The sequence below is a fragment of the Rahnella inusitata genome, from assembly GCF_003263515.1.
GTDB lineage: Bacteria > Pseudomonadota > Gammaproteobacteria > Enterobacterales > Enterobacteriaceae > Rahnella > Rahnella inusitata.
In genome coordinates this window covers 23252-39225 of record NZ_JYDE01000022.1, presented here as the reverse complement: position 1 = coordinate 39225, position 15974 = coordinate 23252, and the positions used below count along the sequence as shown (strand labels likewise).

The 15974-nt window shown below is 54.9% G+C and carries 14 protein-coding genes and 1 pseudogene; 8 read left to right on the top strand and 7 right to left on the bottom strand.

The window, feature by feature from the left end; all coding sequences use genetic code 11:
• Window positions 1-243: 243 nt before the first annotated feature.
• The gene (gene orn / locus TU92_RS14745; protein ID WP_112167971.1) at window positions 244-789 is read right to left on the bottom strand and encodes an oligoribonuclease; all 546 of its coding nucleotides are present in this window, start codon (window positions 787-789) and stop codon (window positions 244-246) included.
• 89 nt (window positions 790-878) lie between these two features.
• Between orn and rsgA the strand changes: the two genes are divergently transcribed.
• The 3 genes from rsgA (at window position 879) to mscM (ending at window position 6438) form a co-directional block, all read left to right on the top strand.
• A complete protein-coding gene (gene rsgA, locus TU92_RS14740; RefSeq protein ID WP_112167970.1) occupies window positions 879-1916 on the top strand; it encodes a small ribosomal subunit biogenesis GTPase RsgA in 1038 nt (345 codons plus the stop codon).
• 202 nt (window positions 1917-2118) lie between these two features.
• Complete coding sequence (gene asd / locus TU92_RS14735; RefSeq protein WP_112167977.1) at window positions 2119-3030, top strand: archaetidylserine decarboxylase; 912 nt, start codon at window positions 2119-2121, stop codon at window positions 3028-3030.
• 39 nt (window positions 3031-3069) lie between these two features.
• Complete coding sequence (mscM, locus tag TU92_RS14730) at window positions 3070-6438, top strand: miniconductance mechanosensitive channel MscM (protein WP_112167969.1); 3369 nt, start codon at window positions 3070-3072, stop codon at window positions 6436-6438.
• 35 nt (window positions 6439-6473) lie between these two features.
• On the opposite strand, the gene TU92_RS14725 is transcribed toward mscM, so the two are convergent.
• From TU92_RS14725 to epmA, 3 genes are all read right to left on the bottom strand, one after another.
• On the bottom strand, window positions 6474-7832 hold the full coding sequence (locus tag TU92_RS14725; protein ID WP_112167968.1) for an 8-oxoguanine deaminase: 1359 nt from the start codon (window positions 7830-7832) through the stop codon (window positions 6474-6476).
• A 93-nt stretch (window positions 7833-7925) separates the two neighbouring features.
• A complete protein-coding gene (locus TU92_RS14720; protein ID WP_112167967.1) occupies window positions 7926-9290 on the bottom strand; it encodes a nucleobase:cation symporter-2 family protein in 1365 nt (454 codons plus the stop codon).
• A 285-nt stretch (window positions 9291-9575) separates the two neighbouring features.
• Window positions 9576-10553 carry an elongation factor P--(R)-beta-lysine ligase gene (epmA, locus tag TU92_RS14715; protein ID WP_112167966.1) on the bottom strand — a complete coding sequence of 326 codons (978 nt, stop codon included), beginning with the start codon at window positions 10551-10553 and terminating at the stop codon, window positions 9576-9578.
• 281 nt (window positions 10554-10834) lie between these two features.
• Between epmA and frdA the strand changes: the two genes are divergently transcribed.
• From frdA to blc, 5 genes and pseudogenes are all read left to right on the top strand, one after another.
• Window positions 10835-12634 (top strand): fumarate reductase (quinol) flavoprotein subunit, encoded by a 1800-nt coding sequence (gene frdA / locus TU92_RS14705; protein WP_112167964.1) that lies wholly within the window; start codon window positions 10835-10837, stop codon window positions 12632-12634.
• Complete coding sequence (locus TU92_RS14700) at window positions 12627-13361, top strand: succinate dehydrogenase/fumarate reductase iron-sulfur subunit (protein ID WP_112167963.1); 735 nt, start codon at window positions 12627-12629, stop codon at window positions 13359-13361. Before frdA ends, TU92_RS14700 begins: the two co-directional genes overlap by 8 nt.
• 11 nt (window positions 13362-13372) lie before the next feature.
• Window positions 13373-13789 carry a fumarate reductase subunit FrdC gene (frdC, locus tag TU92_RS14695; protein WP_112167962.1) on the top strand — a complete coding sequence of 139 codons (417 nt, stop codon included), beginning with the start codon at window positions 13373-13375 and terminating at the stop codon, window positions 13787-13789.
• A 9-nt stretch (window positions 13790-13798) separates the two neighbouring features.
• Window positions 13799-14157: pseudogene (gene frdD / locus TU92_RS14690) on the top strand (fumarate reductase subunit FrdD).
• Window positions 14158-14277: 120 nt separating this feature from the next.
• Window positions 14278-14802 (top strand): outer membrane lipoprotein Blc, encoded by a 525-nt coding sequence (gene blc, locus TU92_RS14685; protein ID WP_112167961.1) that lies wholly within the window; start codon window positions 14278-14280, stop codon window positions 14800-14802.
• 89 nt (window positions 14803-14891) lie between these two features.
• Here the strand turns inward: blc and TU92_RS14680 are convergent, their stop codons facing one another.
• From TU92_RS14680 to efp, 3 genes are all read right to left on the bottom strand, one after another.
• Entirely contained in the window at window positions 14892-15026 is a 135-nt protein-coding gene (locus tag TU92_RS14680) for an entericidin A/B family lipoprotein (RefSeq protein ID WP_014333643.1), read from the bottom strand.
• A gap of 133 nt (window positions 15027-15159) precedes the next feature.
• The gene (locus TU92_RS14675) at window positions 15160-15288 is read right to left on the bottom strand and encodes an entericidin A/B family lipoprotein (protein ID WP_112167976.1); all 129 of its coding nucleotides are present in this window, start codon (window positions 15286-15288) and stop codon (window positions 15160-15162) included.
• A 95-nt stretch (window positions 15289-15383) separates the two neighbouring features.
• Window positions 15384-15950 (bottom strand): elongation factor P, encoded by a 567-nt coding sequence (efp, locus tag TU92_RS14670; protein WP_112167960.1) that lies wholly within the window; start codon window positions 15948-15950, stop codon window positions 15384-15386.
• Window positions 15951-15974: the final 24 nt, after the last annotated feature.

Here is a 15974-nt window from a genome sequence, read left to right as displayed (position 1 = left end):
TGAGCTATTCCCGCTCTGCGCACTCAACGAAATTCTTCATCGGTACGGGGTGCGCATTATACGAGAAATCCTTTTAGCCGCAACCCCCTGAAAGCAAAAAAATGATATTTTCGTTCAAGTGCCGATTAAACCATCAAGGCGGTGATTTAATCGGCTAAACGCGGTGATTTTGTGTCCTGCATGCTTTCATCAGGATTTTTAAAATAAATACCTAAAATCATCCGGCTTGCAGGATTAGAGATATCACAACTGGATGAAATGCTCGCGGTAATAGGCCAGTTCAGCCACGGACTCACGGATATCGTCCATTGCCTTATGGGTATTTTCTTTCTTAAAGCCGCTAAGCACTTCGGGTTTCCAGCGACGTACCAGCTCTTTCAGCGTACTGACGTCCAGATAGCGATAGTGGAAATAGGTTTCCAGCTCCGGCATGTACTTAAACAGGAAGCGGCGATCCTGCCCGACGCTGTTACCACAGATTGGCGATTTACCTTCAGGCACCCACTCGCGCAGGAACTCGATGGTTTGTTGCTGCGCCGCATTGTCGTCAAACGGGCTGGCTTTCACGCGCTCAACCAGACCGCTGCCGGTGTGGGTGCGCACATTCCAGTCATCCATCAGCGCCAGCTGCGCGTCAGACTGATGTACGGCGATGGTCGGGCCTTCGGCCAGAATATTCAGGTGCGCGTCAGTCACCAGCGTGGCGATCTCAATGATGCGGTCACGTTCAGGATCCAGACCGGTCATTTCCAGGTCGATCCAAATTAAATTCGAGTCATTTGCAGCCATGATGTGTCCTATTACAAAGAAAGAGATATAGCTGGTATCATAGACGTTTTGGTCGCACCGAGCGATTAAAGCCAGTCAAGTGAGGCGCAGTGACTAAGTCAAAACTGTCTAAAGGGCAACAACGTCGCGTTCAGACCAACCACCAGCGTCGTCTGACACAGACCGACAAACGGAAAGAGCTGGACGATTCTCTGCATGGCGAACCGCAGGACGGCATCGTCATCAGCCGTTTTGGGATGCATGCGGACGTTGAAGCGGCCGACGGCAGCCAGCACCGTTGCAATATCCGCCGTACCATCCGTTCTCTGGTCACCGGCGACCGCGTCGTATGGCGCGCCGGCGAGAACGCCAGCGTAAAAGGTATCGTTGAAGCGGTACACGAGCGCACCTCCGTCCTGACCCGACCTGATTTCTATGACGGCGTGAAACCTATCGCCGCCAACATTGACCAGATCGTTATTGTCTCCGCAATCTTGCCAGAGCTGTCGCTGAACATTATCGACCGCTATCTGGTGGCCTGCGAAACCGTTGAAGTTGAGCCGCTGATTGTGCTCAACAAGATTGACCTGCTCGACGACGATGGCCGCAAATTCGTCGAAGGTATGATGGCTATTTACCGCCGCATCAATTATCGCGTGCTGGAAGTCTCCAGCCAGACCGGCGAAGGCATGCCCGCGTTTGAAACCGCATTGACGGATCGCATCAGTATTTTCGCCGGACAGTCAGGCGTGGGCAAATCCAGCCTGCTCAATGCCCTGCTGCCGCCGGAAGAAAAACAGATCGTGGTCAATGAAGTCTCTGACAACTCTGGTTTGGGCCAGCACACCACCACGGCAGCGCGTCTTTACCACTTCCAGCGCGGCGGCGACGTCATCGACTCACCGGGAGTCCGCGAATTTGGTTTGTGGCATCTCGCACCAGAGCAAATTACTCAGGGCTTCGTCGAATTCCGTCCTTTCCTCGGGTACTGCAAATTCCGCGACTGCAAACATGGCAGCGATCCGGGTTGTGCTATCCGTGATGCCGTAGACCGTGGCGACATCGCCGAAGAGCGTTTCGACAACTACCATCGCATTCTCGAAAGTATGGAAGACGTAAAAACGCGTAAAAACTTCGACGCACTTTGACGTTAACTCATTGAGCTAACAGGTTAATGATAAGCGGGGGAAGTTAACGGACGTTGAACCGTTGATTTCTCACCGTTACAATCAGCGCCAGTAAAAACGCTCCTCCGCCATAACACGATGTGTGACCGTCCAGATGATTGACGGTCTCCTGCAGAAATGGCCGGTCAAGCCGGTCATTCATACCATCCAAGAGGTTTTCCCCGTGCTGGACAGTATCAAAATCAAACTTCAATACTTACTTCCTAAACAAGGTCTGACCCGTCTGGCAGGCTGGGGCGCGGAAAAACGTGCCGCCACGCTGACGCATTGGGTGATCAAAGCCTTTGCACGCTTTTACAGCGTGGACATGAAAGAAGCACAAAACCCGGATATCAAGTCTTACGCCACGTTCAATGAATTCTTCGTTCGCCCGCTGCGCGATGGCGCACGTCCTGTCGTCAGCGGCCTGGACATGCTTTGCCTGCCCGCCGATGGCGCAGTCAGCCAGTTAGGGGCTATCACCGACGGCAAACTGTTCCAGGCAAAAGGCCATTTCTACAGCCTCGAAGCGTTGCTGGCAGGGAATTATCAGCTGGCTGAGCAGTTCAAAGACGGCCAGTTCGCCACCATTTATCTGGCACCTCGCGATTATCACCGCGTGCATATGCCGTGCGACGGCGTACTGCGTGAAATGATTTATGTACCGGGCGATTTGTTCTCGGTAAACCCGCTGACTGCCGCCAACGTGCCGAATCTTTTCGCCCGTAATGAGCGTGTCATCAGCGTATTTGATACTGAATTTGGCCCGATGGTGCAGATTCTGGTTGGCGCCACGATTGTCGGCAGCATCGAAACCGTATGGGCTGGCTGCGTTACGCCGCCACGTGAAGGCATCATTAAACGCTGGACCTATCCTGCCGCCGGTGAAGAAGGCGCGATCGCGCTGGAAAAAGGCCAGGAGATGGGGCGCTTCAAACTCGGTTCAACGGTGATTAACCTGTTTGCCGCCGGTCAGGTTCGCTTTATGCCTCAGCTGAACAACGGCACGGTTACCCGCATGGGCGAACCCTTTGCCGAAGCCCTGCGTGCGCCAGCGGCTGCCCCGCAAGAACCAACGACGACTGATTTCGTCTGAACTGACTGTCAGAAAGAACTGAAAAAAAGGAAGTGACGAGTGCGCCTGATCCCCGCCTTGCTGATGAGTTTACTGCTGTCTTTGCCGCTCATGGCAGGCGCAGCGCCGACTGAAGATCAGCTTAAACAGGAACTGAAACAGGCGGAAGCCAACAAAGAAATGGCCAATCAGGCGCAGGTGGTTGAGGCATTGCAAAGTGCCCTCAACTGGCTGAACGAGGCCAAAGTGTCTGCCGGGCGCACGGCGGAATATCAAAAGGTGATCGATGACTTCCCGAAACTGACGCAGTCCCTGCGTCAGGAATTGCAAAATCAGCCCGAAAAGCCGCCTGCGGTCAGCACCGATTTATCCAGTGCCGAACTCGATCAGCAAATTCTGCAAATCAGCAGTCAGCAGCTTGAAGAAACCCGTCAGCTGCGTCAGGAGCAGGATCGCTCACGCGATATCAGTGATTCCCTCAGTCAGATCCCGCAGCAGCAATCCGAAGCCCGCAATGCGCTGGGCGATATCGATCAGCGTATTCAGGCGGCCACGGCAGCGGCCACGTCTTCTATTCTGGCACAGGCTCAGCTTAGCGCTTTACAGGCGGAATCTGCGGCGCGTAAAGCAAAAGTTGATGAACTTGAACTGGCTCAGCTCTCGTCGAATAACCGGCAGGAACTGTCGCGGATGCGCGCCGATCTTTACAAAAAGCGTGCAGATTATCTGGATCAGCAGCTGCAAGCCTTGCGCAATACGCTCAATAATCAGCGTCAGCGTGAAGCCGAACAGGCGCTGGAAAAAACCGAGCTGCTGGCAGAACAGAGTGGCGAACTTCCCCATTCCATCAGCCAGCAATTGCAGTCCAACCGCGAACTTTCACTGGCGCTGAACCAGCAGGCTCAACGGATGGATCTGATTTCCTCTCAGCAACGTCAGGCAGCCGCGCAAACGCAGCAGGTCCGTCAGGCGATCAACACCATTCGTGAACAGGCACAGTGGCTCGGTGCGTCCAATCTGCTAGGCGAAACGCTGCGGGCGCAGGTTTCACGCCTGCCGGATATGCCGAAACCGCAACAGCTTGACCGCGATATGGGCCAGTTGCGCGTTCAGCGTCTGCACTATGAAGATTTACTCGATAAACAGGCGGTTTACCGTCAGGGGCGCCAGGACGATGGCAAACCGCTGACCCCCGCGCAGCAAAAAATTCTCGACGCACAACTGCGCACGCAGCGCGATTTGCTCAATTCGCTGCTTTCCGGCTGTGACACGCAAATTCTCGAATTGACCAAGCTGAAAGTGGCCAACAGCCAACTGGTGGAAGCGCTGAATGACGTTCATGAAGCCGCGCACCGTTACCTGTTCTGGGTTGCCGACGTCAGCCCGGTCGGCCTTTCTTATCCGATGATGCTGGCGCATGACCTGAAACGCTTGCTGTCTCTGGATTCGCTGAGCCAGCTGGGCGGCGCGGGAATGATGATGATCACAAGTAAAGAAACTCTGTTGCCGCTGTTTGGCGCACTGATTCTGGTGATCATCAGCATCAGTTCACGCAAGCACTACTACGCATTTCTGGCACGCGCCAGCAGCAAGGTGGGCAAAGTTACGCAGGATCATTTCTCGCTGACGATGCGCACCGTGTTCTGGTCGATACTGGTGGCGATGCCGCTGCCGGTGCTGTGGGCGGCGCTGGGCTTCGGGTTGCAAAGCGCATGGCCGTATCCGATTGCCGTGGCGATTGGCGACGGTGTGACCGCGACGCTGCCGATCTTGTGGGCATTTATGGTCAGCGCGGCGCTGGCGCATCCGCAAGGGTTGTTTGTCACCCACTTTGGCTGGCCGCAACGCGCCGTGTCCCGCGCACTGCGCTATTACGCGCTCTCCATCTGGGTGATTGTGCCGCTGATTATGGCGCTGATTACTTTTGATAATCTCAACGATCGCGAATTCTCCAATACCCTTGGCCGCCTGTGCTTTGTGATTTTGTGTCTGGTCGTCGCGCTGGTGACGCACAGCCTGAAACGCGCGGGCATTCCGCTGTACCTCGATAAGAAAGGTAACAGCGAGAACATGCTCAATAACGCGCTGTGGTGGATGCTGCTGGGTGCACCGATTGTCGCAGCGCTGGCTTCGCTCATGGGCTTCCTCGCCACGTCGCAGGCGTTGCTTGCACGTCTGGAGACGTCGGTCGCCATCTGGTTTGTGCTGCTGGTGATTTACCATATTATCCGCCGCTGGATGCTTATCCAGCGACGCCGTATCGCCTTTGAGCGCGCCAAACAGCGCCGTGCAGAAATGCTCAACCAGCGGGCACGCGGCGAAGACGAAGGACACCATGCCAATACCAGCAATGAAGGCACGGTGGAAATCGAAGAACCGGTGGTCGATCTGGATGCGATCTCCGCGCAATCACTGCGTCTGGTGCGATCGCTGCTGACGCTTATCGCGCTTATCTCAGTGATCTTCCTGTGGTCTGAAATCCATTCGGCATTCTCATTCCTGGAAAATATTCATCTCTGGCAGGTAGCATCCACCGTTCAGGGCGTCGAAAGCATGCAGCCGATCACGCTGGGATCGGTGCTGATCGCCATTCTGGTGCTGATCATCACCACCCAGCTGGTGCGCAATTTACCGGCCCTGCTGGAGCTGGCGCTGCTGCAACACCTGGATCTGACGCCGGGCACCGGTTACGCCGTGCTGACCATCACCAAATACGTGCTGTTGCTGATTGGCGGCCTGGTGGGCTTCTCACTGATTGGGATCGAATGGGCGAAGCTGCAATGGCTGGTCGCTGCGCTGGGTGTCGGGCTCGGGTTTGGTTTGCAGGAGATCTTCGCTAACTTTATTTCCGGCCTGATCATTTTGTTCGAAAAACCGATCCGCATCGGCGATACCGTGACGATCCGTAATCTGACCGGCAGCATCACCAAGATCAACACCCGCGCCACTACCATCGCCGACTGGGATCGCAAAGAGATCATCGTGCCGAATAAGGCCTTTATCACCGAGCAATTTATCAACTGGTCGCTGTCCGATTCCGTGACCCGTGTGGTGCTGACGGTGCCTGCACCTTCGGAAGCCAACAGCGAAGAAGTGACTGAAATTCTGCTCAACGCCGCGCACCGCTGTTCGCTGGTACTGGACACGCCAGTGCCGGAAGCCTATCTGGTGGATTTGCAGCAGGGTATTCAGATTTTCGAACTGCGTATGCACGCCGCTGAAATGGCGCACCGTATGCCGCTACGCCACGAAATCCATCAGCTGATTCTGGCCGGATTCCGCGAACACGGCATCACCCTGCCATTCCCACCGTTCCAGGTGCGGATGGAAACTTTGCATCGCGCGCAGAATGGCAATAACGCGACCTTTACCAGCAGCAGTGGCAGTGGCCGTAGCGGTAACAGCTCACGTTCGCCGGGCGATTTATAAAAGAGACTCAGGGGCAGAATGTCTGCCCCTGAGCGTTACAACTCGGCGATGAGCGCCGCCGCCGCTTTGCGGTGCTGAGAAATCAGCGATTTGATATCCATATCCACGATCTGTCCGTCAATCACCCGCCATTTGCCGCCCACCATCACCCTGTCCGCGCGTTCAGCCCCGCACAATAACAGCGCGGAAATCGGATCATGGCTGCCGCTAAAACGCAGTTCATCCAGCCGGAAGAGCGCCAGATCCGCCTGTTTTCCCACCGCGATTTGCCCGATATCATCACGCCCAATCAGCTTCGCTGAACCGCGCGTTGCCCAGCCTAAAACCCGTTCCGGCGTAACATACTCCGCTCCATAACGCAGGCGTTGCAAATACAGTGCCTGCCGCGCTTCATACATCATATTCGACGCGTCGTTGGAGGCAGAACCGTCTACACCCAAGCCGATGGGAACACCGGCTGCTTCCAAATCGCGCGTCGGACACATGCCGGAAGCCAGCCGCATATTCGATACCGGACAATGGCAAATACCGGTGCCTGCGGCACCCAGACGCGTAATTTCATCGGCGTTGAAATGGATGCCGTGCGCCAGCCATGTGCGGTCATTCAGCCAGCCGACGCTGTCGAGATAATCCACCGTGCGCAGCCCAAACATATTCAGGCAGAACGCCTCTTCGTCCAGCGTTTCGGCTAAATGCGTATGCAACCGGACATCTTCGCGCTGCGCCAGCATCGCGCTTTCACGCATAATTTCGGTGGTAACGGAGAACGGTGAACAAGGTGCCAGAGCTATCTGCATCCACGCACCTTCGCCGCGCTGATGATAGCGGTCAATCAGCCGCTGGCTGTCGCGCAGGATAGTTTCACCGGACTGCACCGTTTGTTTCGGCGGCAGACCGCCCTGCTCCTCGCCAAGGCTCATCGAACCGCGCGTCAGTAAAGCGCGCATGCCCAATTCCCGCACCACTTCGACTTGCACATCGATCGCCTCTTCCATCCCCTGCGGGAACAGATAATGGTGATCCGTTGTAGTGGTGCAACCTGACAGCAGCAGTTCGGCCATCGCCACGCGGCTGGCCAGCCCGAGCGCTTCCGGCTGCAAACGCGCCCAGACCGGATACAACTTTTTCAGCCACGGGAACAACGGCACATTGACCACAGGCGCCCAGGCTCGGGTCAGCGTCTGATAGAAATGATGATGGGTATTGATAAGGCCGGGCATCAGCACACAGTCGGTGGCATCAAAAACCTGATCAACCGGCTGTGAAGGGCTTTGGCCGACGGCTAATACTTCAGTAATCTTCGTGCCTTCGATCACGATACCGCCGCGCGCATCCAGCTCATTTGCCGTGAAAACGGCCAGCGGATTCTGGATCCACGTACGTTGTATTGACATAACTGACATCCTTTTTTGGTCGGAATAAAATTCAAAAAGTGAGTCAGCTCAGTTATGCCCTGTCTGCTGATCCAGGGGCGCACGCGCGCGAAATCAGTGAACTTTAACTTCCCCGGCCACCACGCTGACGCGCTCGGCGGGCATCAGCAGATTCAGCAAAATGGCGACCACGCCGCCGCTGGTGACCGCATGGCCGAAGATATTCCCGACGATTTGCGGGAACTGTCCCAGCGCTTCCGGTACTGCTTCAATGCCCAGCCCGATACCGAAGGAGATGGCGATAATCAGCATTTCACGGCGTCCGACCGGCGACTGCGTCATGATGCGGATACCTGCTGCCACCACGCTGCCAAACATCACCAGCGTCGCACCGCCCAGTACCGGCGCGGGGATTTGCTGCAATATGCCGCCGATAAACGGGAACAGCCCGAGCACAACTAACACCCCGCCGATATACATGCCGACAAAACGGCTGGCGACGCCGGTCATCTGAATCACACCGTTGTTCTGCGCGAAGGTGGTATTCGGGAAGGAGGAGAACATCGCCGCAACCATGCAGCTGATACCGTCGGCCAGAATGCCGCCCTTCAGCCGTTTGCGGAAACTCTCACCTTCAATAGGTTGCTGCGAGAGCATGCAGTTTGCCGTCAGATCGCCGACGGCTTCCAGAATGCTGATGAAAGAAACCAGCGCGATCGGCACGAAGATAATCCAGTCAAATTTAAAGCCGAATCGGAACAGTTGCGGCAGCGCAAACCAGTCGCCCTGCACGGGTTTTAGCGGCAGATGTCCGCTCAGCGCGGCGGCGACGCAGCCGACAATAATGCCCAATACTATCGAGGCCAGACGCACCCAGCGTACGTTGATCCGGTTACAGGCGACGATCACCAGTAACGTCAGCGCCCCCAGACCGAGATTAGCCGGCGCACCGAAATTCGCCGCGCCGTGTCCGCCCGCCCAGTCGGTGATGCTGACTTTAATCAGACTGATACCGATCAGTGCAATCACCGTTCCGCTCACTAAAGGCGTGAATACCCGGCGCATCTGGCCGATAAAGCGGCTAACCAGCAGCGGGATAAACGCGGCAACAAAGTTCACGCCAAAAATCATCGCCATAATGTCTTCAGGTGAACCGCCACGGCTTTTCACCAGCATCCCTCCGGATAGGATTACGCCGAGAAATGCAAAGCTGGTGCCCTGCAGGCAAATCATTCCCGCGCCAACCGACATAAACCGGCGCGCCTGAATAAATGTCCCGATGCCAGAAGCCAGCAGCGACATGCTGATGAGATAAGGCAGATAGGCGTTAAGCCCGAGCACCGAACCGATAATCAGCGGCGGCGTAATAATCCCGACCACGCTGGCCAGTACATGCTGCACCGCCGTGAAAAAAGCCGGTACCGGCGCAATACGCTCTTCCAGTCCATAAAGCAGTTCTTTTTCGTTGGATTCTGACATAACAGGTTTCCGGGAAAATGAGTGATAACCCTGTTATGCATAAAGCAGGCCAGCGGCGAAATAATTTGCCTTAAACACAGCGCAGTGCCCGATTTGAGCGGATTGCAGAAAACCGTGCTCACTGAAACTTTAAAATCATCGCTACGCCATTTGGGTACTTTTGTTTCATGGAATGCGCCGTTTTAGTGTTTTTGCACAATAAAAGGGCAGGAGGCGGGAAAGAAAGGGGGAATCAGAAAGACGCCCCGACCAGCAATCGGGGCTAACAGGAAAGCGTTGTGGATGTCAGGCGCGCGTGACCGGGAAGGCCAGCACGTCGCTCAGGCTGTTGGCGTTCAGCGCAATCATAATCAGGCGGTCAACGCCCAGCGCCACACCTGAACATTCGGGCATGCCGTGTTCCAGCGCCGCCAGCAGATTGTTATCGACAGGATGCTGCGGCAGACCGCGCGCCGCACGTTTGCGGTTGTCCTGCTCGAAACGCTGACGCTGCTCGCGGCTGTCGGTCAGCTCGCGAAAACCGTTCGCCAGCTCGATGCCTTTGTAATACACCTCGAAACGTTCAGCCACGCGATGATCCTCAGTGCTGATTTCCGCCAGAGATGCCTGCGACGCCGGGAAGTGGTAAACGAATGCCGGTTTATCGCGGCCAATATGCGGCTCAACGCCCATAGTGAAAAGCAGCTGTAACAGCGTGTCGCGGTCTTCTTCGGTGTCGGCAATATTGGACAGATCCAGTTTTGCCGCTGCTTCGCGCAGTTCTGCTTTATCGGCAGAAAGCGGATCGATATTCAGGTGACGAGTAAACGCCTGCTGATATGAAAGCTTTTCGCCGCTGGCACAATCAAGCACCTGTTGCAGTAAATCATCCACTTCATTCATCAGGCGGTACATGTCATAACGCGGACGGTACCACTCGAGCATGGTGAATTCAGGATTGTGATGGATACCGGCTTCTTCATTACGGAAACTGCGACCCATCTGATAGATAGGACCGCTGCCCGCTGCCAGCAGGCGTTTCATGTGGTATTCCGGGCTGGTCATCAGATACAGCGTCATGCCATCGGCAGCGCCCGGCCCGACAAAACGGGTCTCGAAGGGCACCAGATGAATATCGGTCACCGTGGCCTGGCTCATGGCTGGCGTTTCAACTTCCAACACGCCGCGATCGCCAAAGAAACGTCGGATTTCAGTAAGAATGGCCGCGCGCTTCAGCAGATTGGCGACAGAAGCGCTGGGTTGCCAGCTGGCTGTTTCGCTCATGGTGATTTACTCCGAATTCAGAAAAGTCATGCAGTCTACCCGCATCCCCACGGGCAAACAAATATCTCATTTTGCGAACCCTGACGCAGATAAAGCCGAAATGCGCGTTCACATCAAATTACCACTTCTACCACTTAGGTATAATAATTCCCTTACAAACAATAAGAATATTACCCTCTGGGACAGCGCCTGTATGTCATCAGGGTTCACTAAACCTTCGATTCCGAAGGTGTTTCGCGGGTGTATCAAACCCGATTTCATGATGATAGTGGAGGAATGCAGTGCAAACCTTTAACGCCGATATAGCAATTATAGGTGCAGGTGGGGCGGGTTTACGCGCAGCTATAGCCGCAGCGGAAGCCAATCCTGACCTGAACATCGCATTGATTTCGAAAGTGTACCCAATGCGCAGCCATACTGTGGCAGCCGAAGGCGGTTCTGCTGCTGTAACGCAGGATCACGACAGCTTTGATTTTCACTTCCAGGATACCGTTTCCGGAGGCGACTGGCTGTGTGAACAAGACGTGGTAGATCATTTCGTTCATCAGTGCCCGACTGAAATGGCTCAGCTGGAAATCTGGGGCTGCCCGTGGAGCCGCAAAGAGGACGGCTCGGTCAACGTCCGCCGCTTTGGCGGCATGAAGATCGAACGCACCTGGTTTGCCGCCGACAAAACCGGCTTCCACATGCTGCACACGCTGTTCCAGACCTCTTTGAAATACCCACAAATTAAACGCTTCGACGAGCATTTCGTCCTCGATATTCTGGTCGATGACGGTCAGGTTCGCGGCGTGGTCGCCATCAATATGATGGAAGGCACCCGCGTGCAGATCCGCGCTAACGCCGTCGTGATGGCGACCGGCGGTGCAGGCCGTGTCTACCGCTATAACACCAATGGCGGTATCGTGACTGGCGATGGGATGGGCATGGCGTTCCGTCACGGTGTTCCGCTGCGTGATATGGAATTCGTGCAATATCACCCGACCGGCCTGCCGGGTTCCGGCATCCTGATGACAGAAGGCTGTCGCGGTGAAGGCGGTATTCTGGTGAACAAAGACGGCTACCGTTATCTGCAAGACTACGGCATGGGGCCGGAAACGCCGCTCGGCGAACCGAAAAATAAATACATGGAACTCGGCCCGCGCGACAAGGTTTCGCAGGCGTTCTGGCACGAATGGCGCGCCGGACGCACTGTCGAAACTCCGCGCGGCGACGTGGTCTACCTGGATCTGCGCCATCTCGGCGAGAAAAAATTACGCGAACGTCTGCCGTTTATCTGCGAACTGGCGAAAGCCTACGTCGGCGTGGATCCGATCACTGATCCGATCCCGGTGCGCCCTACCGCGCACTACACGATGGGCGGGATCGAAACCGACGGGCAGTGCGAAACCCGCATTAAAGGGCTGTTTGCCGTCGGCGAATGTTCTTCGGTCGGTTTGCACGGTGCTAACCGTCTGGGTTCCAACTCGCTGGCAGAACTGGTGGTCTTCGGACGCATGGCCGGTGAACAGGCCGCATTACGCGCAGCACAGGTGACAGATTTCGGCAATCCTGCGGCACTGGACGCACAGGTTCAGGACATTGAAAACCGCCTGTCGGCGCTCATGCAGCAGGAAGGTGATGAAAACTGGGCCGCTATCCGCGACGAAATGGGTCTGGCCATGGAAGAAGGCTGCGGGATTTATCGCACCACGGAACTGATGCAAAAAACCATCGATAAGCTGGCGGAGCTGAAAGAGCGCTTTAAACGCGTGAAAATCAACGATACCTCCAGCGTGTTCAACACCGATCTGCTTTACACCATCGAACTGGGTCACGGTCTGGAAGTCGCCGAATGTATGGCGCATTCCGCATTCAATCGCCGTGAATCACGCGGTGCGCATCAGCGTCTGGACGAAGGCTGCACCGAACGCGATGACGTCAATTTCCTTAAGCACACGCTGGCATTTTATCAGCCTGATTCTGCGCCGCGTCTGGAATATGGCGATGTGAAAATCACCACGCTGCCGCCGGCTAAGCGCGTTTACGGTAGTGCAGGTGAAACTCAGGATAAAAAAGATAAGGAGCAATCCCGTGGCTAAAACGCACAGCCTGAAGGTTGAAATCATGCGTTATAACCCGGAGACGGACAGTGCGCCGCATCCGGTGGTTTATGACGTCCCCTACGATGAGACAACCTCCGTTCTCGATGCCCTCGGTTATATCAAGGATCATCTGGCGCCAGATCTTTCTTACCGCTGGTCGTGCCGTATGGCGATTTGCGGTTCCTGCGGCATGATGATCAACCGCGTGCCGAAGCTGGCCTGCAAAACGTTCCTGCGCGAGTATCCGCAAGGCATGCAGATCGAAGCGCTGGGTAACTTCCCGGTGGAACGCGACCTGGTGGTCGATATGACACACTTTATCGAAAGCCTGGAAGCCATTAAGCCTTACATCATTGGTAATCAACGCACCGTCGATCAGGGGCCGGGCAATCAGACACCGGCGCAAATGGAGAAATACCATCAGTTCTCCGGCTGTATCAACTGCGGCCTGTGCTACGCCGCCTGTCCGCAGTTCGGCCTGAATCCTGAATTCATCGGCCCGGCCGCCATCACGCTGGCGCATCGTTACAATCTCGACAACCGTGACCAGGGTAAAGCGCAGCGTATGCCGCAGCTTAACGGCCAGAACGGCGTCTGGAGCTGCACGTTCGTCGGTTATTGCTCAGAAGTCTGTCCTAAGCACGTCGACCCGGCCGCGGCTATCCAGCAGGGCAAAGTCGAAAGCTCAAAAGACTTCATGATAGCGAGGCTGAGACCGCAATGAGGGAGGAAAATATGACCACTCAAAATCAGCGCACAGCCAGTAAACGCAAACCCTATGTGCGTGAAATGAAGGCCAGCTGGTGGCAACGGCTGCCTTTCTACCGTTTCTATATGCTGCGCGAAGGGACGTCGGTGCCCGCCGTCTGGTTCAGCCTGTTATTGCTGGCGGGTCTGTTCTCACTGCGGCATGGACCGGAAAGCTGGGAGGGTTTTGTGAATTTCCTGCAAAATCCGATCGTGATGCTAATCAATCTGATTGCCCTGCTTGCCGCCTTGTTGCACACCAAAACCTGGTTCGAGCTGGCGCCGAAGGCCTCCATCATCATTGTGAAAGACAGGAAGATGGGACCTGAGCCGATCATTGCCGGTTTTTGGGGCGTGACCGTGGTTGTGACGCTGGTGATCCTTGCCATTGCACTGTTTCTTTGAGGAGGCGAAATGAAAAATACTCTGCCTAAACGTTCAGATGAACCGGTGTTTTGGGGGCTGTTCGGTGCCGGTGGTATGTGGAGCGCGATTTTCGCGCCGGTGATGATTTTGCTGGTGTGCTTTCTGCTGCCGCTGGGATTCTTCCCTGGTGATGCACTGAGTTACCCACGCGTGCTGGCTTTCGCACAGAGTTGGATTGGGCGTCTGTTCCTGCTGCTGATGATCGTTCTGCCATTGTGGTGCGGTTTGCACCGGATCCATCACGCCATGCACGACCTGAAGATCCACGTTCGGCCGGTAAATGGGTGTTCTACGGTCTGGCGACGATCTTAAGCATCGTCACGATTATCGTATTGATCCGCCTCTGATCCGCCGCGATCTTGCCTTTCAGCGGCCCGTTTTCGGGTCGCTGATATATTCCCCCGCTCTCTTTTCTTTTTTCTCCATTGTTACCTACACTTAGGTGATTACCTAAGGAAGGAACAACTATGCGTATCTGGTCAAAACTCGGTGTCATCGTCACGGCACTGTTATCCGTCGCTTGCAGCGTGACCCCGCCGAAAGACGTCAAAGTCGTCAATAATTTCGAACTCAACCGTTATCTCGGCACCTGGTATGAAGTCGCCAGACTCGATCACAGCTTTGAAAGCGGGCTTGAGCGCGTGACGGCAAATTACAGCCTGCGCGGCGACGGCGGTGTGAAAGTCATTAACCGCGGATTTAATCCGAAGAAAAATAAATGGCAGGAAAGTGAAGGTAAAGGTTACTTCACCGGTTCAACGGCGCGAGCGGCGCTCAAAGTGTCCTTCTTCGGTCCGTTCTATGGCGGCTATAACGTCATCGAGCTGGATAAAGACTATCGCTATGCGCTGGTGTGTGGCCCGGATAAAAGCTATCTGTGGATCCTTTCACGTACCCCTACGCTGGACGACGGTGTGAAACAGAAGTTGCTGCAAACCGCGCAACAGTACGGTTTCGATACCAGCAAACTCGTCTGGGTTAAACAGCCTTAAATTTTCCACCCTCCAGAAACAACACTGCCTGCATCAATGTGCAGGCAGACTTCAGTTTACTTCTTGTCATGAATGACGTTCACGCCAAATTATTGCGCACTTTTCTGAATGGCCTGGCCACCGGCAGAAACGTCTTCACCGACGCCGCGCGTGGTATTGCAGGCGGTTAACGCAGAAGACAAAACAAGAACAGATAAGATGGCGAGGATACTTTTCTTCAGCATATGAATTTCCTTCCTATAGGAGAATGTAAAGTACAACACATTAAGTGTAGTTAACTTTTCAGGAATGCAGGAAATCAGGAAGGTTTTTAGGAAAGTTGGAAGCTGGAAAAAAGGGACAACAAGGCTGAAGGGATCAGCCCGCGCGTGAAATCGCTCCACCCAGATGCTGGATGTCTTCACCAAAACCGTGAACCGTATTGCAGCCGGATAACGAAGCCAGCACAGTCACTGAAACCACGATAAGCATGATCTTTTTCAACATGAAAAACAAAATCCTATTCAACAGGTTGAGGCCGTAAAGCTGCGACAGGCTCTCACCTGAGGCAGCTTTCATCCAGCGGAATAAGTGACGAAAACTTATTTAACGCGGGAAACGTATTCGCCAGAACGGGTGTCACAACGGACGATTTCGCCGATCTGTACGAATAATGGAACTTTAACCACAGCGCCGGTGCTCAGGGTGGCTGGCTTGCCGCCGGTACCCGCAGTATCACCTTTCAGGCCTGGATCGGTTTCTACCACTTCTGCTTCGATGAAGTTTGGTGGCTGTACAGCGATAGGACGACCGTCCCACAGTGTCACGATACATTCCGCATTGTCTTGCAGCCATTTGGACGCTTCGGACACGGTTTTTGCTTCAACGCCGTGCTGCTCGAAAGTCTCAGGGTGCATGAAATGGTAGAACTCACCGTCGTTGTACAGGTAAGTCATGTTGGTATCTACAACGTCCGCGCCTTCGCAGGAGTCAGTAGATTTGAAGGTTTTTTCTACACGTGTGCCGGTCAGCAGACGACGCATTTTAACGCGTGCGAAAGCCTGACCTTTGCCCGGTTTTACGAACACACTGTCTTCGATTGCGTAAGGCTCGCTTTCGAACATGATTTTAAGACCCGGACGGAAATCGTTGCTAGAATAAGTCGCCATGATGGCCCTCTAATTTTAAACTGG